Genomic DNA, 16,699 nt, shown 5'->3' with positions numbered 1-16,699 from the left:
TCACGTTCCGGGCCAAAAACTCGCAAGATGTAAATCGTTTGCCTGTTTATTGCGCCATGTCATTGCACCATGGCGGTGGCAGCAGGGAGTGACGATCGCGGCAGAGGGGGGCGGATGGTCCTAGCCGGGAAAGTGCCAGCAGCGGCTGGGGGTGATGATCTGGGGCAGCGGCACGTCCCACTCTTCCTGCGGCACCGCGTCCACCTGCTGGCAGTCGTGGGCGAGCCCCAGCGGCTTGGGGCCGAGCCGATGTTCATGCCAGCAGGCGAGGGTGCGATCGTAGTAACCGCCGCCCATGCCGAGCCGGTTGCCTGCCGCATCGAACGCCACCAGCGGGGTGCAAATCAGATCGAGGGTGCTGTGGGGCACCACCTGCTGCATGTCGAGCTCAGGTTCGGCGATGCCGTAACGGTTGCGGGTCATGGGGCTGGTGGCGGTGTAGCGCAAGAAGAGCAGGTGACCCGGGGTGAAGGGGTGCAGCACCGGCAGGTAGACCTCTTTTTGCTGGGCCCACAGCCAGTGGATGGCGGGCAGGGGATTGAGCTCGCCGTCGTTGGCCAGATAGAGGGCGATGCGTTTGGCCGCCAGGATCTCGGGATGCTGCTTGAACTGGGCAACCAGCTGCTGGGCCGCCTGCTGCTGCTCGGCCTGGGTCAGGCTTTTTCTGCGCTGGCGGATGAGTTGGCGCAGGGATTGTCTTTCAGGCTGGGTATCCGGCATGGGGGCTCCTCTGATGAACGGGCGGGGGGCGACGAGCGGATCGCGCTGACAGGCGATCACCTTAACAAGGCCGCGCCGGGTTGAACAGCGCGGCTCGGCCGCCGGATCCTCGGGGACCCGGCGGCCGCACTATCAGGCGTGGGCGGCTTTGCGCATCTGGTGCTTGACGAACACCGCCACCAGGGCGGCCAGCGCCAGCGCCATGGGGTAGAAGCTCATGCTCACCACTGCCAGCGGCGAGAGGGCGAAGATGGAGCCCAGCAGCAGTGCCTGAGCACCCCAGGGGATTAGCCCCTGCACCACGCAGGAGAAGATGTCGAGCATGGAGGCGGCGCGGCGCGGGGTGACCCCGTGATGATCCGCCAGCTCCTTGGCCACCTTGCTGGCGACTATGATGGCCACCGTGTTGTTGGCGGTGCAGAGGTTGGTGAGGCTCACCACCCCGGCGATGCCGAGCTCGGCCGCCTTCTCGTTCTGCTCGCCGTCGTGCTGACGGGTGAAGCGGGCGATGAGGGCGCTGATGCGGGCGCTTATCCAGGCCAGCCCCCCCTGGCGCTCCATCAGGGCGCCGAGGCCGCCGATCAGCATGGAGAGCAGGAAGATCTCCTGCATGCCGGTGAAGCCCTGATAGATATCCTTGCTGAACTGGCCGAGGGGGTAATCCCCCAGCAGGCCGACTCCGCCGGCCGCCAGAATGCCGAGCCCCAGCACCATGAAGACGTTCATGCCAGAGAGGGCCAGCACCAGGATCAGCAGGTAGGGCATCACCTTGAGCAGCTCGACATGGGCCTCGGTGGCGGGGGCATCCCCGACCGACCCCAGGGTCAGATAGAGCAGGATCACCCCGATGGCGGCCGGAGCGGCAATCTTGAAGTTCTCGCGAAACTTGTCCTTCATCTCGCAGCCCTGGCTGCGGGTGGCCGCAATGGTGGTGTCGGAGATGATGGAGAGGTTGTCACCAAACATGGCGCCAGAGAGGATGGTACCGGCCATCAGCACCGGATCGATGCCGGCAGCCTGGGCCACGCCCAGCGCCACCGGTGCCACGGCGCCGATGGTGCCCATGGAGGTACCCATGGCGGTGGCGATGAAGGCGGAGATGAGGAACAGCCCCGGCAACAGGAACCAGCCGGGGATGAGGGAGAGGCCGAGCGCGACCGTGGCATCCACCCCGCCGGTGGCCTTGGCCACGGTGGCGAAGGCACCCGCCAGCAGATAGATGAGGCACATCGCCATGATGTTGCTGTCACCGACCCCCTTGAAGAAGGTCTCGAGGTTCTTGTTGAATCCCTCCTTGCCCAGCACCAGCGCCAGCATGACGGCGGGGAGGGCGGCGACGGGGGCGGGCAGCTGATAGAAGGCGAACTCGACCTCCTGCAGGGTCAGCCAGGTGCCGGTACCGATAAAGAGAGCAAGAAAGACCAGCAGAGGCAGCAGGGCTCTGGCGCTGGGTTGAGTCTGGATCATGTGTTCCTCGATGGTTGAACATGACCTCCCTGTCTCAGCCAGCCCGCAGTGGGGTGAGCGTGGCGGGCATCCTGCCGCTATGGGGCGTCTACAGTAGTGAGTCGTGCCCGCCGGGTCAAGATAGCCGTCCAGATGGATACTGCTTTTTGTCTGGTGATTTTGCCTAATTGATTAAATCCGTCAAATATTCGGATTTAAAGAGATATGTTGTTGAATTTTCGGGTGGCTAACGGCGGCCACGGCGGGCTTTTCAAAGCGGGCGCAGGCTGGTAAAACGGTCTCTTTCCTTAATAGAGATGAGAGGGTGGAGATGGACAATCCGATCCGTGTGGCCGTGATGGGCTGTAATGGTCGTATGGGCAAGGTGCTGCTGGAGGCGATCAGCCATGCCGAAGGCGTGGTGGTCGGGGCGGCGCTGGAGCGACCGGGCTCCGCCGTGATCGGGCTGGATGCCGGCGAACTCAACGGGCTGGGTCGGCTCGGCGTCATCATCAGCGACAGCCTGGACAAGGTACGGGACGAGTTTGATCTCATCATCGACTTCACCCGCCCCGAGGTAACCCTGGCCAACCTGGCCTTCGCCCGGGCTCACCACAAGCAGATGGTGATCGGCACCACCGGCTTTGACGACGCGGGCAAAGCGGCGCTCAAGGCTGCCGCCGGCGAAATTGGCATCGTCTTCGCCTCCAACTACTCGGTCGGCGTCAACCTGGTGTTCAAGCTGCTGGAGCAGGCCGCCAGGGTGATGGGGGATTACACCGACATCGAGATCATCGAGGGGCACCACAGACACAAGGTGGATGCACCGTCCGGCACCGCGCTCTCCATGGGCGAGGTGGTGGCCAAGACGCTCGGACGTGACTTGAAAGAGTGCGCCGTCTACGGCCGCGAGGGGATCACCGGCGAGCGGGATCGCAACACCATCGGCTTTGCCACCATTCGCGCCGGCGATCTGGTGGGGGAGCACACCGTCATGTTCGCCGACATCGGCGAGCGGGTGGAGATCAGCCACAAGGCCTCCAGCCGCCTCACCTTCGCCAACGGTGCGGTGCGCGCCGGCAAGTGGCTCAAGGGGCAGGGCGCCGGCCTCTATGACATGCAGGACGTGCTCGGCCTCAAGTAACCACATCCACTGACATCACGGCACCCGTGGTGCGCACGAAGAGGCTGCCCGGCCCGTTTGTCTGCTAAAAACCCCGCTCATGCGGGGTTTTTTATTGGTGATTTGTATAAATGCCGCTTACGCAGCGATTTTCATGCGAAGTGGCATAAATCCTTCCTCTCTGCTGCTGCGCTGGATCTGCCATTGCACAAATGTCATCGGCTGGTAACGAAATTGGGCCTCAACAGCCCCTGTCAGGGCATTTTTTTACATCCACCAAAACAGACTAAAAATTCAAACATAGAAAAACGTTTTCCATTTTTCAAGGCCACTCATCCTCCCTCAAAAAGCTGTTTTAAGGCATTGAGATTTTTTATATGAAACTTCACTGTGTTGTTTTTTAAGGATTAAAAATTGGTTTTTGTATCAATGTTGGTCTCTTGGTCTGGATTGGTAGCAACTTTTGCCTTTTCTTTTCAGGGTGGGGGTTGCAAAGCGATTGAGTGCATAGATAATGGGTAATGTTGCTTGTTTATTGAATTTAGATGCATTTCAGATGAGAAAAGACGTTGAAATGCGATCGTTTTTAAGTAGAATGCGCCCAATTTGCCAGAAATCTGCCGGGTTCGAGTCCTGTCCAAGGCCGGAACCGAGCCCGCAACACCCAGGTAAATTGCTGAATTTAAAGCTAAATAACTGGAGGTTGTCTTGAATCACACTGCATTGCTAGTGCTGGAAGATGGAACTGTGTTCAAAGGCGTGTCGATAGGCGCCGAGGGATGTTCCGTTGGTGAAGTGGTTTTCAATACGTCGATGACGGGCTATCAGGAAATTCTCACCGATCCCTCTTATTCCCGTCAGATAGTCACCCTCACTTACCCCCATATAGGCAACACCGGCACCAACAGCGAAGATGAAGAGTCCAGTCAAATCCACGCGCAGGGATTGATCATCCGGGACCTTCCGATACTTGCCTCCAATTTCCGCAATCAGCAATCCCTCTCCGAATACCTCAAGTCTCACAACATCGTTGGCATCGCCGACATCGACACCCGCAAACTGACCCGCATCCTGCGCGAGAAAGGCGCCCAGGCTGGCTGCATTCTGGCCGGGAAACAGGTTGATGAAGCCTATGCCCTCGAACAGGCCCGCGCCTTCCCCGGCCTGAAGGGGATGGATCTGGCCAAAGAGGTGACGGTTGGCGAGGCGTACAACTGGACCGAAGGCAGCTGGCAGCTTGGCAAGGGGCACGTCACCCCGGCTGCCGACCAGCTCAAATACCACGTGGTGGCCTATGACTTTGGCGTCAAGCGCAACATCCTGCGCATGCTGGTGGACCGTGGCTGCCGCCTGACCGTGGTGCCTGCCAAGACCCCGGCTGCCGAGGTACTGGCGCTGAACCCCGATGGCATCTTCCTCTCCAACGGCCCCGGCGATCCCGAGCCGTGCGACTACGCCATCGAGGCCATCGAGGCCTTCCTCAAGACCAATATTCCGGTGTTCGGCATCTGCCTGGGTCACCAGCTGCTGGGTCTGGCCTCCGGCGCCAAGACCATCAAGATGAAGTTTGGTCACCACGGTGCCAACCACCCGGTGAAGAGCCTGGACGACAACACCGTCATGATCACCGCCCAGAACCACGGCTTTGCGGTGGACGAGCAGACCCTGCCGGATTGCCTGCGCGCGACCCACGTCTCCCTGTTCGACGGGTCACTGCAGGGCATCCATCGCACCGACCGTCCGGCCTTCAGCTTCCAGGGTCACCCCGAAGCGAGCCCGGGCCCGCACGATTGTGCCGGTCTGTTCGACCACTTTATTGAATTGATCAAGCAGTATCGCGCTTAAGAGGAAAAGAGAAGCCATGCCAAAACGTAACGACCTTCAGAGCATCCTGATCCTCGGCGCCGGCCCCATCGTCATCGGCCAGGCCTGCGAATTCGACTACTCCGGCGCCCAGGCCTGCAAAGCACTGCGCGAGGAGGGCTACCGCGTCATTCTGGTCAACTCCAACCCGGCCACCATCATGACCGACCCGGAGATGGCGGACGCCACCTACATCGAGCCCATCACCTGGGAAGTAGTGCGCGAGATCATCAAGAAAGAGCGCCCGGACGCCATCCTGCCCACCATGGGTGGCCAGACTGCGCTCAACTGCGCATTGGCGCTGGAGAAGCACGGCGTGCTGGCCGAGTTCGGTGTCGAGATGATCGGCGCCACCGCCGACGCCATCGACAAGGCTGAAGACCGCTCCCGCTTTGACAAGGCGATGCGCAGCATTGGCCTGGAGTGCCCGCGTGCCGGCATCGCCCACAACATGGAAGAGGCGTGGGGCGTGCAGCAGATGGTCGGCTTCCCCTGCATCATCCGTCCCTCCTTTACCATGGGCGGCTCCGGTGGCGGCATCGCCTACAACACCGAAGAGTTCGTCGAAATTTGCGAGCGTGGTCTGGACTTGTCGCCGACCAAAGAGCTGCTCATCGACGAGTCGCTCATCGGCTGGAAAGAGTACGAGATGGAGGTAGTACGGGATCGCAACGACAACTGCATCATCGTCTGCGCCATCGAAAACTTCGACCCCATGGGTATCCACACCGGTGACTCCATCACGGTCGCGCCAGCCCAGACGCTGACCGACAAGGAGTACCAGCTGATGCGCAACGCCTCCATGGCGGTGCTGCGCGAGATCGGCGTCGAGACCGGCGGCTCCAACGTCCAGTTCGGTATCAACCCGAAAGATGGCCGCATGGTCATCATCGAGATGAACCCGCGGGTGTCGCGCTCCTCCGCGCTGGCCTCCAAGGCGACCGGTTTCCCCATCGCCAAGATCGCCGCCAAGCTCGCCATCGGTTACACCCTCGACGAGCTGATGAACGACATCACCGGCGGTCGCACTCCGGCCTCCTTCGAGCCGGCCATCGACTACGTGGTCACCAAGGTGCCACGCTTCAACTTCGAGAAGTTCGCCGGTGCCAACGACCGTCTGACTACCCAGATGAAATCGGTCGGCGAAGTGATGGCTATCGGCCGTAACTTCCAGGAGTCCCTGCACAAGGCGTTGCGCAGCCTCGAGACCGGCAAGACCGGCTTCGACCCCATGGTGGATCTGAACGCCCCGGACTCCCTGACCCGCATCCGTCACGAACTGCAGGATGCCGGTAGCGACCGTATCTTCTACATCGCCGATGCGTTCCGCGCCGGTCTCTCCATGGATGGCATCTTTAAGCTGACCAAGATTGACCCCTGGTTCCTGGTACAGATTGAAGAGCTGGTGAAGCTGGAAGAAGAGGTGAAAGAGCGCGGCATGGCCGGTCTGGATGCCGACTTCCTGCGTGCCCTCAAGCGCAAAGGCTTTGCCGATGCCCGTCTGGCCAAGATCCTCGGTGTGGCCGAAGGGGAAGTGCGCAAACTGCGTGCCCGCCACAACATCTTCCCGGTCTACAAGCGGGTCGATACCTGCGCCGCCGAGTTCGCCACCAACACCGCCTACATGTACTCCAGCTATGACGAGGAGTGCGAAGCGGCCCCGAGCAACCGCGACAAGATCATGATCATCGGCGGCGGCCCGAACCGTATCGGTCAGGGTATCGAGTTCGACTACTGCTGCGTGCACGCGGCGCTGGCCCTGCGTGAAGACGGTTATGAGACCATCATGGTCAACTGCAACCCGGAGACCGTCTCCACCGATTACGACACTTCCGACCGTCTCTACTTCGAACCGGTCACCCTGGAAGATGTGCTGGAAATCGTGCGCATCGAAAAACCCAAGGGTGTGATTGTCCAGTACGGTGGCCAGACCCCGCTGAAGCTTGCACGGGCGTTGGAAGCCAACGGTGTGCCGATTATCGGTACCAGCCCGGATGCCATCGACCGCGCCGAAGATCGCGAGCGCTTCCAGTCTGCCGTCGAGCGCCTAGGCCTCAAGCAGCCGGAAAACGGCACCGTCACCGCGCTGGAGCAGGCCGTGCTGCTGGCCGAGCGTATTACCTACCCGCTGGTGGTTCGCCCCTCTTACGTGCTGGGTGGCCGCGCGATGGAAATCGTCTATGACGAGCAGGATCTGCGTCGCTACTTCGCCGAGGCGGTGAGCGTCTCCAACGAATCGCCGGTACTGCTGGACCGCTTCCTGGACGATGCGACTGAGCTGGACGTGGATGCCATCTGCGACGGCGTGGATGTGGTCATCGGCGGCATCATGGAGCATATCGAGCAGGCCGGTATCCACTCCGGTGACTCCGGTTGCTCCCTGCCTCCTTATACCTTGTCCAAGAAGATTCAGGACGAGATCCGTGAGCAGGTGCGCAAGCTGGCGCTGGAGCTCGGCGTTATCGGCCTGATGAACGTGCAGTTCGCGGTCAAGGGCGATGACATCTACCTCATCGAGGTGAACCCGCGTGCCGCCCGTACCGTGCCGTTCGTCTCCAAGGCGACCGGTGCCCCGCTGGCCAAGATTGCCGCTCGTGTGATGGCCGGCCAGTCGCTGCAAGAACAGGGCTTTACCAAAGAGATCATCCCGCCCTACTACTCGGTGAAAGAGGTGGTGCTGCCGTTCGCCAAGTTCCCGGGGGTTGACCCGCTGCTGGGGCCGGAGATGCGCTCTACCGGTGAGGTAATGGGGGTGGGCAGCAGCTTCGCCGAGGCCTATGCCAAGGCGCAGCTGGGGGCCAACCACGCCGTACCGAAAGAGGGCCGTGCCCTCTTGTCAGTGCGTCACAGCGACAAGGCGCAGGTGGTCGATTTGGCTGCCAAGCTGCTGGAGCTGGGCTACGAGCTGGATGCCACTCACGGTACCGCAGTCGCACTGGGTGAAGCGAGCATCAACCCGCGCCTGGTCAACAAGGTGCATGAAGGTCGCCCGCACATTCTCGACCGCATCAAGAATGGCGAGTACACCTACATCGTCAACACCGCCGAAGGGCGGGTGGCGATCCAGGACTCCAAGCAACTGCGTCGCGCCGCCTTGCAGAACAAGGTGGCGTATACCACCACCATGAATGAGGCGTTTGCCACCTGCATGGCCATCAGCGTGGATGCCACCGCCAACGTCAACTCGGTGCAGGAGCTGCACCAGAAGGTCGAGAGCCAGCTGAAAAGCCGCTAAGACCGAGTGATGAAGGAGGGACGCCTCCTTCGTGACCCGATAAAACCCCGTCAGCGATGGCGGGGTTTTTTATTGGCAAAGAGATTGGGAGCCATGGTAACCGGCGTCACCGAGCAACAGGCTCTGGGTGATATTCACCACCGTGAAGCAGAAAGTGTCGCAATGATTGCGCAATAGATGTATTTGACAGCGTTCTTTGCAATCTCTCGCCCGCGTCGCCTCTCTATACTGGTTTCTCGTCACAGGATTTATCGACCCAGGTCGTCTGCGCCTGCCAACGCAGGGCGAGCAGATCGGGCCCGCAGCCTTATCGGGTTGTGCGGCCGGCCCCCACTTACCGGAAGGGGCCACAGGAAACCGGGCGTGGGGCTACCGCCGCACGACCGGCCAGGGCCAGCGTTACCGCGCCAACCCGCTTCCCCTCCTTGTCCCCGTCAATCAGCCCAGCCGTACCGCCAGGACATCTGCCAAGGGAATCAGAATATGAGCTTCGATCATCGCAAATACCGCCGTGCCCCCGTCATCAATCTGGCGGATCGCCAGTGGCCCAACCGGGTGCTGGAGCGGGCCCCGCTCTGGTGCGCGGTGGATCTGCGCGACGGCAACCAGGCGCTGGTCGAGCCGATGACGGTGGCCCAGAAGCTGCAGATGTGGGCGCTGATGGTGCACATCGGCTTCAAGCACATCGAGGTGGGCTTTCCGGCCGCCTCCCAGCCCGATTTCGACTTCGTGCGCGAACTTATCGATCGCAATCTCATTCCGGACGACGTCACCATCCAGGTGCTGGTGCAGGCGCGCGAAGATCTGATTGCCCGTACCTTTGAGGCCCTCAAGGGGGCGAAGCGGGCCATCGTTCATGTCTACAACTCGGTCAACCCGACCCAGCGCAACTATGTGTTCAACTCCGGGCGCGAAGGGGTCAAGGCCATCGCCGTGCAGGGGGCGCGCTGGGTGCGGGAGTATGCGGCCCGCAATCCCGGCACCGAGTGGAGCTTTCAGTACTCGCCGGAGAGCTTCAGCAGCACCGAGGTGGAGTTTGCCGTCGAGGTGTGTGACGCGGTGATCGACGAGTGGCGCCCGGCTGCCCGCCCGATGATCCTGAACCTGCCGGCGACGGTGGAGGTGAGCACCCCCAACGTGTTTGCCGATCAGGTGGAGTGGTTCTGCCGCCACCTCAAGGCGCGCCCGGAGGTGAGCATCTCCATTCACACCCACAACGATCGGGGCTGCGGGGTGGCCGCCGCCGAGCTGGCGGTGCTGGCGGGGGCGGATCGCATCGAGGGCACCCTGCTCGGCAACGGCGAGCGCACCGGCAACATGGACATCGTCACCATGGCCATGAACCTCTACAGCCAGGGGATCGATCCCGAGCTCAACCTGGCGGACATGGATGCCATCGTTGCCACCGTGGGGGCCTGCACCCAGATTGCCCTGCACCCGCGCCACCCCTATGCCGGCGAGCTGGTCTACACGGCGTTTTCCGGCAGCCACCAGGACGCCATCCGCAAATCGCTGGCGGCGGAAAAGCCGGATCACTACTGGGACGTGGCTTACCTGCCCATCGACCCTGCCGATCTCGGTCGCAGCTACGAGGCGGTGATCCGCATCAACAGCCAGTCCGGCAAGGGAGGTGTCACCTACCTGCTGGAGCGCGACCTTGGCCTGCAACTGCCGCGCTGGCTGCAAATTGACTTCAGCCGCCGGGTCCAGGCCGAGGCTGAGGCTTGCAGCAGCGAGATAAGTCCGGAGCAGATCCGCACCCTGTTCGAGCGCCACTATCTCGAACCCGCCCACGGCTATCGCATCGGTCGCTTCCAGCTTGGTCGCGACAGCCAGGAGAGCCTGCGCCTCGAGCTGCAGACCCCGACCGGCTCGCTGCAATTGAGTGGTGAAGGGGAGGGAGCCATCACGGCGCTGGTCAACGGCTGGCAGCGCCAGACCGGGATGCACATCGATGTGCTGGACTACTCCGAGCATGCCTTGAGCGCCGGCACCGAGTCCCGCGCCGCCGCCTACGTGCTGCTGAGCGTCGACGGGACCCGCACCTGCGGGGTGGCCATCGGCCGCGACGTGGTCAGCGCCTCCCTGCAGGCAGTGATCAATGGCGCCGCCCAGATAGAGGCGCTGCGCCAGAGCGCCTGATCCCGGCGTCGTCCCGACCCTTGGGGGCCCTCGCCACACAGGCGGGGGCCCTTGTCATTGATGGCTTCTGCTCCCCGTCCCAATCCTCTACAATGCCCTGCCTGTCTGCGTCCGGATACCCTTTGCGGGTGCCGGGACGCCTCATCCACCGGGAAGCATTCATGTCTCATCTCATCGTCTGTCGTCATTATCTGGCCCCGCTGCTGGCCACCTTGCTGCTGGCCGCCTGTGCCAGTGAACCCGTCAGTCAGGGCGATGCCAGCAAGCCTGGCAGCGCCGCCGTCACCGGGCCAGCCATCGCCAGACCCGCTCCGCTGCCCAAGGCCCAGGTCCCCCGGGCGCCTGCCAGCATGCAGTCACGCATCGTGCGGCTGCTGCCGGCCCGCACCGTGGATCGCAACGGCTGGGCCCAGGATATCGTCACCGCTCTCGCCAAACAGGATCTGGCGGTGACCGACGAGAACGTCTGCTCCGTGCTGGCGGTGGCGGAGCAGGAGTCCACCTTTCAGGCCGACCCCGTGGTGCCGGGCCTTGGCAAGATCGCTTGGAAGGAGATCAACGCCCGCGCCGGCAAGCTGCTGATCCCCGAGTTCGTGGTGCGCACTGCGCTCTCCATCAACTCGCCCACCGGCAAAACTTACGCCGAACGCATCGACAAGTTGCGCACCGAGCGGGAGATGAGCGAGATCTTCGAGGACATGATAGGGGAGGTGCCCATGGGCAAGACCCTGTTTGGCAACATGAACCCGGTGCGCACCGGCGGCCCCATGCAGGTGAGCATCGCCTTTGCCGAGGCCAATACCAATGGCTATCCCTATCCGATCAAGGAGTCCATTCGCCACGAGGTGTTCAGTCGTCGTGGCGGCATCTGGTTCGGCACCCGTCACCTGCTCAACTACCCGGCCCAGTATCCGGATCACCTCTACCGCTATGCCGACTTCAATGCCGGCTGGTATGCGAGCCGCAACGCCGCCTTCCAGGCGGCGGTGAGCCGGCTGAGCGGCAAGCCGCTGGCGCTGGATGGGGATCTCATTCGCTACGACTCCGAGCTGCCGGGCAAGACCGAGTTGGCGGTGCATACCATCGCCAGCCAGCTCAGCATGAGCACGCAGGCCATCCACCAGAGCCTGAAGCTCGGCGACACCAGCGAGTTTGCCCAAAGCGATCTCTATCACAGGGTCTTCGTGCTGGCCGATCGCAAGGCGGGCAGCCGGTTGCCCCGCGCTGTGCTGCCGGGCATCTCTCTCAAGAGCCCCAAGATCACCCGCAACCTCACCACCGCCTGGTTTGCCAAGCGGGTGCAGTGGCGCCAGCAAACCTGTCTGAAGCGGCTGGGGTCGCTGTAACTGCAATAACAAAGGCGGCCAATGGGCCGCCTTTGTTTTATGTCGTGAAGTGGATCAATTCCCCTGCAAAATGCCTCTACATTTTGGAAATCCGCTGCATCCCCAAAACTGATTGCCCTTGTTCTCCCCTCGAGTTGCGGTGCGCAATACCATTGTGCTGCCACATCTGGGGCAGAGCGGGGGTGGATTGTCCGCTGGCGATACGCTCTGTGAGGGTGGGTTTGCAACTGATTGCCTGACAGGCGTGCGGGTGGAAACATGGTTGGCGGATGGGTCGGCATGGCGTGCCTTGAGCTGGGTGACATGCTGCCGGTGGGTTTGCCAACTGGCGGTCAAGCGGCCTTGCTGAATGGTGTCGACAATCCGATCAACGTCGGCGGTGCTCAAGACGGGAGTGGTCTTGCTCTTGATATGGCTGATCAGTCCGCGACGCATGACGTTCTCCGGCATGGGGGTCTTGAAGGTGCAGTCGCCAATAAAATAGACGATGGAATGCAACTGGTGATCCGCCAGCCCCAGCAGGGATTTGAGGGTCATCAGGTGCAGATAGTTTTGATGCAGCGGGTTTTGAAAGCCGTGCCGGCGTCGAAACAGCTGCTGGGTCCAGCGCTTGTGTCTGGGATCGCCGAAGATCCACCCTTTCATGTTTTTGGTTTCTATCACGAATACCCCGAAGCGGGAGATGATCACCTGATCGATCTGGGTGCTGCCCTGCTCGAGCGGCAAGGTGACATTGCTAAGCAGATGATATTCCTGCCGATCGAGAAAGAGCCGGATGCTGAGATTGAGCAGCCACTCCCCGATCATGCCCTTGAACCAGGGGCTCTTGGCGATGGTGGCCAGCAAAAACAGTGGCAGCAGAAACCAGAGCTGGTTCAGCAGAACGGCCATCAGGGCGGTAACGTCCATGTCATCTCTCCTCGCTCCCGATACCTCTCCCTGGTGACGGGGCACTCTTATGGTGTGAGCCTGGTGTGGCACCAGAGGATTGGCGCCATCCGGAAAATGGGGTGCCGAAGTGAGCACTGTAGCGAGTTGACCAGAAGGAATGTGTGACCGCTTGCACCAACTGAGCGGCGCATCACTCTTTTTGTGCCAATGCCAGAGAGGGAAGCAGCCGCAGGGAGTGGCCTAGAAACTCATCGCCAGCCCAACGCCGTAGCCGCTGGTGTTGTGGCTGAACATATAACGGGCTACCAGCCGGGTACGGGTGACGAAGATATCGTACTTACTGCTGTCGAGCTCCACTCCGAGGCCGAGGGAGTTGAGGGAGTTGAAGCCGAGCAGGCCGCGCTGCTCGCCCAGGTATTCGGTGCGGGCCCCCTCCATCACGTAGCGCACGGGTTTGCCCAGCAGCGTCAGATTGCCGATGGGGGCGCGCCGGCGCAGATAGAGGCCGAGGTTTTCGGCGTTGGCCTGACCGGTCACACTGGCGGCGGTGCCGCCGAAGCTCTGCAGGTGTTGATAGGAGTAGCGCAGCTCGGCGTCGATGTCCTGGCCGGGGGAAAACAGCTCGTAGTCCAGCATCATGGCGCCGCCGAGGCCGTAGACGTCGAGTCGGCCACCATCGAGAAAATCGAGGTTCTTGCCGGTGTACTGGCCCAGCAGCCAGTTGCCGATGCGCAGATCGCTCGCCACCGTGCCGAGGGTGACGTTGCCGATGGGGCGCAGCACCCAGTTGCCGCCGTGGCTGTCCCGGTGCAGCCCTATGTCCCAGCCAATCCCGCCGGTGGCGGTCAGGCTGTTCCACTTGGTGGGAACGGTGCGGCTCTCGCTGCCGTTGCTGACCACGAACTGGGGATCGTAGCGGCTGAATCCCAGGGTTCCTTCCAGATAAATCGGCACGCTCTCGCTCATGGTGGCGCCGCCGCCGATCTGGGTCATGTTGAGGGCCGAGGATTGATTGGTGCCGCTGCCGATGTTGATGTTGCTGGCGGTGATGTCGGGCACCACGGTGAAGGTCATCAGCGACACCACGGCGTTGGCGCGTTGTTGCACCCGCGAGTCGTCGTCGGCCATGGCCTGGCAGCTGCACAGCAGGCCAAGCAGCAGGGCGGGGCGCAGTGGAAGGGGGAGAGGTGTGAACATGCCGGGATCCCGTGAAGCCTCTTCCGATGAGGCACGGTTACACTGTAGCGATTATTTGCTCGCTTGGCAGCTCCGACGTGAGCCGGATGACGCCATTTGTGCCCATTCGTTCCCCGGCATCGCAGGTTGGTCGCCCTGGCGAGCTTTTTCGCGCAAGGGACAGGCGCAGAGGCAAAATCCATTAAACTCAATGGGTCACCTGTCCGGGAGTGTGGGTAAAGATGAAGATCAGCCGCAAGATTACGCTGACCATAGTGCTGACGCTGCTGCTGTTGCTGGGGGTCGGCTATGTCGGCCTTCATTATGTGGTAGGCAACAAGTTCGGCGAGCTGGAGCGCATGAGCGTGGAGCGCAACCGCGAGCGGGTCCGGGCCGTGGTGCAGGCCGAGCTTGGCCAGCTCACCATGCTGGGGCAGGACTGGTCCGAGTGGGACGAGACCTACGCCTACATGGTGAGCCGCGATCCCGCCTATCTGGCAGCCAATCTCAACGTGCGCACCTTCGAGACCCTGGGAGTGGATCTGGTGGCGCTCTATGATGCCGACAAACAGCCGCAGGCGGCGTTTGCCTATCATGGTGGCCAGCTGGTGACGCAGACACCGGCCCAGCTGGCTCCTCTGACCGATTATCTGGTGCGCTACGGCAGCCTCAAGCCCAATGCCGGCATCTGGTTTGACGGCGAGCGTTACTACCTGCTGGCCGCCACCCAGATCCTGACCAGCGAGGGGGAGGGGCCGAGTCGCGGCACCCTGCTGCTGCTCAAGGCCTTCACCACCCGGCTGGTCCATCAGTTGCAAAAGCGCACCAATCTCTCGCTCTCCTTTTTGAGCCCACAGCAGCTGGCCACCAGCCTGGGGGTCACCACCCTGGCCCGGCTCAGGGCCAACGACAGCCTGATCCTGCCGCAGGAGGAGCGACTGCTCACCCTGGCCCAGATCGATACCCTGCAGGAGGACTCCCCCCTCATCTTTCGCTTCACCCTGCCACGGGATCTGATGCTGGAGGGCAAGGCCATCGAGCGCCACATCTTCTGGCTGCTGAGCCTGGGGACCTTGCTGTTCGGGGCCCTGGTGCTGCTGATCCTCAACGGCTATATCGCCGCCCGTCTGCAGCGGCTGAGCGCCAATCTGCGGCTCATCGGCGACGACGGCGTGGTGCGCCGGCTGCTGGTGGAGGGCAATGACGAGATCTCCCAGGTGGCGATCGACTGCAATCGGATGCTCGATCATCTGGACAGCCTGCGTCAGCGCCAGCTCGACAGCGAAGCCCGCCAGAAACTGCAGCACGGTGCCCTCATTCATCTGGCCAAGAGCGATCTGCTGAGTGGCGAGGATCCGGGCCAGGCGGCGCGCCACATCAACGAGGCGATCTGCTCCGGCACCGGCGCGGCGCGGGCCAGCGTCTGGTTCAGTGCCGAAGACAAGCAGAGCATGTACTGCCAGGATCTGTTCTTTTTGCCCAAGCTCCATCACCAGCAGGGCTTTCACCTGCCCTATGCCTTGATCCAGGGGCGCTACGAGGTCTCCAAGCCCGAGCATGAGCCCTGCCTCATCCTGCGCGAGCCCTACGATCTGACGCGCTTTGGCGCCATGCTGGCCCAGCTCGGGCTGGAGGGGCTCTCCGGCACCATCTTGATGGCTCCCCTCAAGCAGGGAGATGAGCTGCTCGGCTTCATCATCGCCGAGCGGGCCAGACTGAGCGAGGTATGGCATCCCGACGAACTTGCCTTCGTGCTGTCGGTGTGCGATCTCTCGGCCCAGACCCTGCTCACCCTCACCAAGCTGCAGCGCCTCAAGCGCAGTTGACGCCGTGTTGCTGTCTGGGCCCCTCCAGCCGGAGCGGGCCCGATTTTTTGCTGGCCTTGGCCGATTATCTCCCCTATCCATGACCTGTATTAATTTCTTGTTCACTTGGCCGGGTGTATAACGGGCCACCCTCAGGGAGAAAAGGGGTTGGCGACAGGGAGGGTCTGCCGCACCGGAGGCCGTCAGGCCGCCCAGGATGGATGCTCACGAAGTTGATGGGAGTCACCAGATGCAGGACATGCTGCTTGCCATATGGCAACAGGACTTTGACCAATTGATCCAGATGCAGGCGGTGGGCCTGCTCGTCACCTGCCTGGTGGTGATCCTTTTTCTCGAATCGAGTTTCGTGTTTCTGCCCCTGCCCGGCGACAGCCTGGTGCTGCTGGCCGGCGGGCTGGTGGGGATGGGGGTGCTCGGCCCCGAGGTGACGCTGCTCTACATGCCGCTGGCGGCGGGGCTTGGCAGCCTGATCGCCTATGTGCAGGGGCAGGCGCTGCACGGCACCGCCTTCATGGGGCACGTGGAGCGGATGATCCCGGACGGCAGCCTGCCACGGGCCTCCCGCCTGCTGCACAACTACGGCTTCTGGGCCATGTTCTCCTCCCGTTTCGTGCCCTTCGTGCGGGTGCTGACGCCCATGCTGATGGGGGTCTCGCGGCTGCACCTGCCGCGGGTAATGATCGCCAGTTTTGCCAGCGCCTTCCTCTGGGCCCTGGTGCTGAGTCTGGTGGGCAAGGCGGTGATGGCGGCCCCGGTGTTTGCCCAGTATCACGAGTTGCTGACCAAGTGCCTGCTGGTGACCTCCCTCGGCCTGTTCGTCATCGCCATGGCCGCCATCGCCATCCGGCTGCTCAAGCGCCCGACCAACCGCATTCGCTGACCGGTCGGGGCAGGGCCCCCGCCGTCTGTTGCTCTCATTTTTCATGGCGCC

Annotated in this window: 11 protein-coding genes; 7 read left to right on the top strand and 4 right to left on the bottom strand. The window is 62.3% G+C overall.

The window, feature by feature from the left end:
* Window positions 1-120 precede the first annotated feature (120 nt).
* Together R2E40_RS14170 and R2E40_RS14165 are read right to left on the bottom strand one after the other, a co-directional pair.
* Window positions 121-720: a 5-formyltetrahydrofolate cyclo-ligase gene (locus R2E40_RS14170; RefSeq protein WP_011706539.1), complete on the bottom strand. Its 600-nt coding sequence runs from the start codon at window positions 718-720 to the stop codon at window positions 121-123.
* A gap of 132 nt (window positions 721-852) precedes the next feature.
* Window positions 853-2,187 carry a Na+/H+ antiporter NhaC family protein gene (locus tag R2E40_RS14165; protein ID WP_318163668.1) on the bottom strand — a complete coding sequence of 445 codons (1,335 nt, stop codon included), beginning with the start codon at window positions 2,185-2,187 and terminating at the stop codon, window positions 853-855.
* Between the two features lie 310 nt (window positions 2,188-2,497).
* Between R2E40_RS14165 and dapB the strand changes: the two genes are divergently transcribed.
* The 5 genes from dapB (at window position 2,498) to R2E40_RS14140 (ending at window position 11,875) form a co-directional block, all read left to right on the top strand.
* Window positions 2,498-3,310, top strand: coding sequence for a 4-hydroxy-tetrahydrodipicolinate reductase (gene dapB / locus R2E40_RS14160; RefSeq protein ID WP_043123972.1), 813 nt, complete (start codon window positions 2,498-2,500; stop codon window positions 3,308-3,310).
* A gap of 687 nt (window positions 3,311-3,997) precedes the next feature.
* On the top strand, window positions 3,998-5,134 hold the full coding sequence (gene carA, locus R2E40_RS14155; RefSeq protein ID WP_016351187.1) for a glutamine-hydrolyzing carbamoyl-phosphate synthase small subunit: 1,137 nt from the start codon (window positions 3,998-4,000) through the stop codon (window positions 5,132-5,134).
* 16 nt (window positions 5,135-5,150) lie between these two features.
* Entirely contained in the window at window positions 5,151-8,387 is a 3,237-nt protein-coding gene (gene carB / locus R2E40_RS14150; RefSeq protein ID WP_318163667.1) for a carbamoyl-phosphate synthase large subunit, read from the top strand.
* 483 nt (window positions 8,388-8,870) lie between these two features.
* On the top strand, window positions 8,871-10,529 hold the full coding sequence (gene leuA, locus R2E40_RS14145; protein WP_254202079.1) for a 2-isopropylmalate synthase: 1,659 nt from the start codon (window positions 8,871-8,873) through the stop codon (window positions 10,527-10,529).
* A 92-nt stretch (window positions 10,530-10,621) separates the two neighbouring features.
* A complete protein-coding gene (locus R2E40_RS14140; protein ID WP_412055126.1) occupies window positions 10,622-11,875 on the top strand; it encodes a DUF1615 domain-containing protein in 1,254 nt (417 codons plus the stop codon).
* A 54-nt stretch (window positions 11,876-11,929) separates the two neighbouring features.
* On the opposite strand, the gene R2E40_RS14135 is transcribed toward R2E40_RS14140, so the two are convergent.
* On the bottom strand, window positions 11,930-12,784 hold the full coding sequence (locus R2E40_RS14135) for a nuclease-related domain-containing protein (protein WP_103828713.1): 855 nt from the start codon (window positions 12,782-12,784) through the stop codon (window positions 11,930-11,932).
* Window positions 12,785-13,006: 222 nt separating this feature from the next.
* The gene (locus R2E40_RS14130) at window positions 13,007-13,963 is read right to left on the bottom strand and encodes a hypothetical protein (RefSeq protein WP_065476875.1); all 957 of its coding nucleotides are present in this window, start codon (window positions 13,961-13,963) and stop codon (window positions 13,007-13,009) included.
* A gap of 221 nt (window positions 13,964-14,184) precedes the next feature.
* Here R2E40_RS14130 and R2E40_RS14125 point away from each other — a divergent pair, with 221 nt between their 5' ends.
* Together R2E40_RS14125 and R2E40_RS14120 are read left to right on the top strand one after the other, a co-directional pair.
* Window positions 14,185-15,768 carry a CHASE4 domain-containing protein gene (locus tag R2E40_RS14125; protein ID WP_318163665.1) on the top strand — a complete coding sequence of 528 codons (1,584 nt, stop codon included), beginning with the start codon at window positions 14,185-14,187 and terminating at the stop codon, window positions 15,766-15,768.
* A 229-nt stretch (window positions 15,769-15,997) separates the two neighbouring features.
* Entirely contained in the window at window positions 15,998-16,648 is a 651-nt protein-coding gene (locus R2E40_RS14120; protein ID WP_011706529.1) for a DedA family protein, read from the top strand.
* The last annotated feature ends 51 nt before the right edge of the window (window positions 16,649-16,699 follow it).

The organism is Aeromonas sp. CD (assembly GCF_033349375.1).
In the GTDB taxonomy this organism is placed as follows: domain Bacteria; phylum Pseudomonadota; class Gammaproteobacteria; order Enterobacterales; family Aeromonadaceae; genus Aeromonas; species Aeromonas hydrophila.
Note: the sequence above shows the minus strand (reverse complement) of the source record. Positions and strands in the feature narration are given on the sequence as shown.

What these genes read in the sequence shown, in the direction of transcription:
- R2E40_RS14170 (WP_011706539.1), bottom strand. Translation starts at nt 720, where the DNA reads ATGCCGGATACCCAGCCTGAAAGACAATCCCTGCGCCAACTCATCCGC.
- R2E40_RS14165 (WP_318163668.1), bottom strand. Translation starts at nt 2,187, where the DNA reads ATGATCCAGACTCAACCCAGCGCCAGAGCCCTGCTGCCTCTGCTGGTC.
- dapB (WP_043123972.1), top strand. Translation starts at nt 2,498, where the DNA reads ATGGACAATCCGATCCGTGTGGCCGTGATGGGCTGTAATGGTCGTATG.
- carB (WP_318163667.1), top strand. Translation starts at nt 5,151, where the DNA reads ATGCCAAAACGTAACGACCTTCAGAGCATCCTGATCCTCGGCGCCGGC.
- leuA (WP_254202079.1), top strand. Translation starts at nt 8,871, where the DNA reads ATGAGCTTCGATCATCGCAAATACCGCCGTGCCCCCGTCATCAATCTG.
- R2E40_RS14140 (WP_412055126.1), top strand. Translation starts at nt 10,622, where the DNA reads ATGCCCTGCCTGTCTGCGTCCGGATACCCTTTGCGGGTGCCGGGACGC.
- R2E40_RS14135 (WP_103828713.1), bottom strand. Translation starts at nt 12,784, where the DNA reads ATGGACGTTACCGCCCTGATGGCCGTTCTGCTGAACCAGCTCTGGTTT.
- R2E40_RS14130 (WP_065476875.1), bottom strand. Translation starts at nt 13,963, where the DNA reads ATGTTCACACCTCTCCCCCTTCCACTGCGCCCCGCCCTGCTGCTTGGC.
- R2E40_RS14125 (WP_318163665.1), top strand. Translation starts at nt 14,185, where the DNA reads ATGAAGATCAGCCGCAAGATTACGCTGACCATAGTGCTGACGCTGCTG.
- R2E40_RS14120 (WP_011706529.1), top strand. Translation starts at nt 15,998, where the DNA reads ATGCAGGACATGCTGCTTGCCATATGGCAACAGGACTTTGACCAATTG.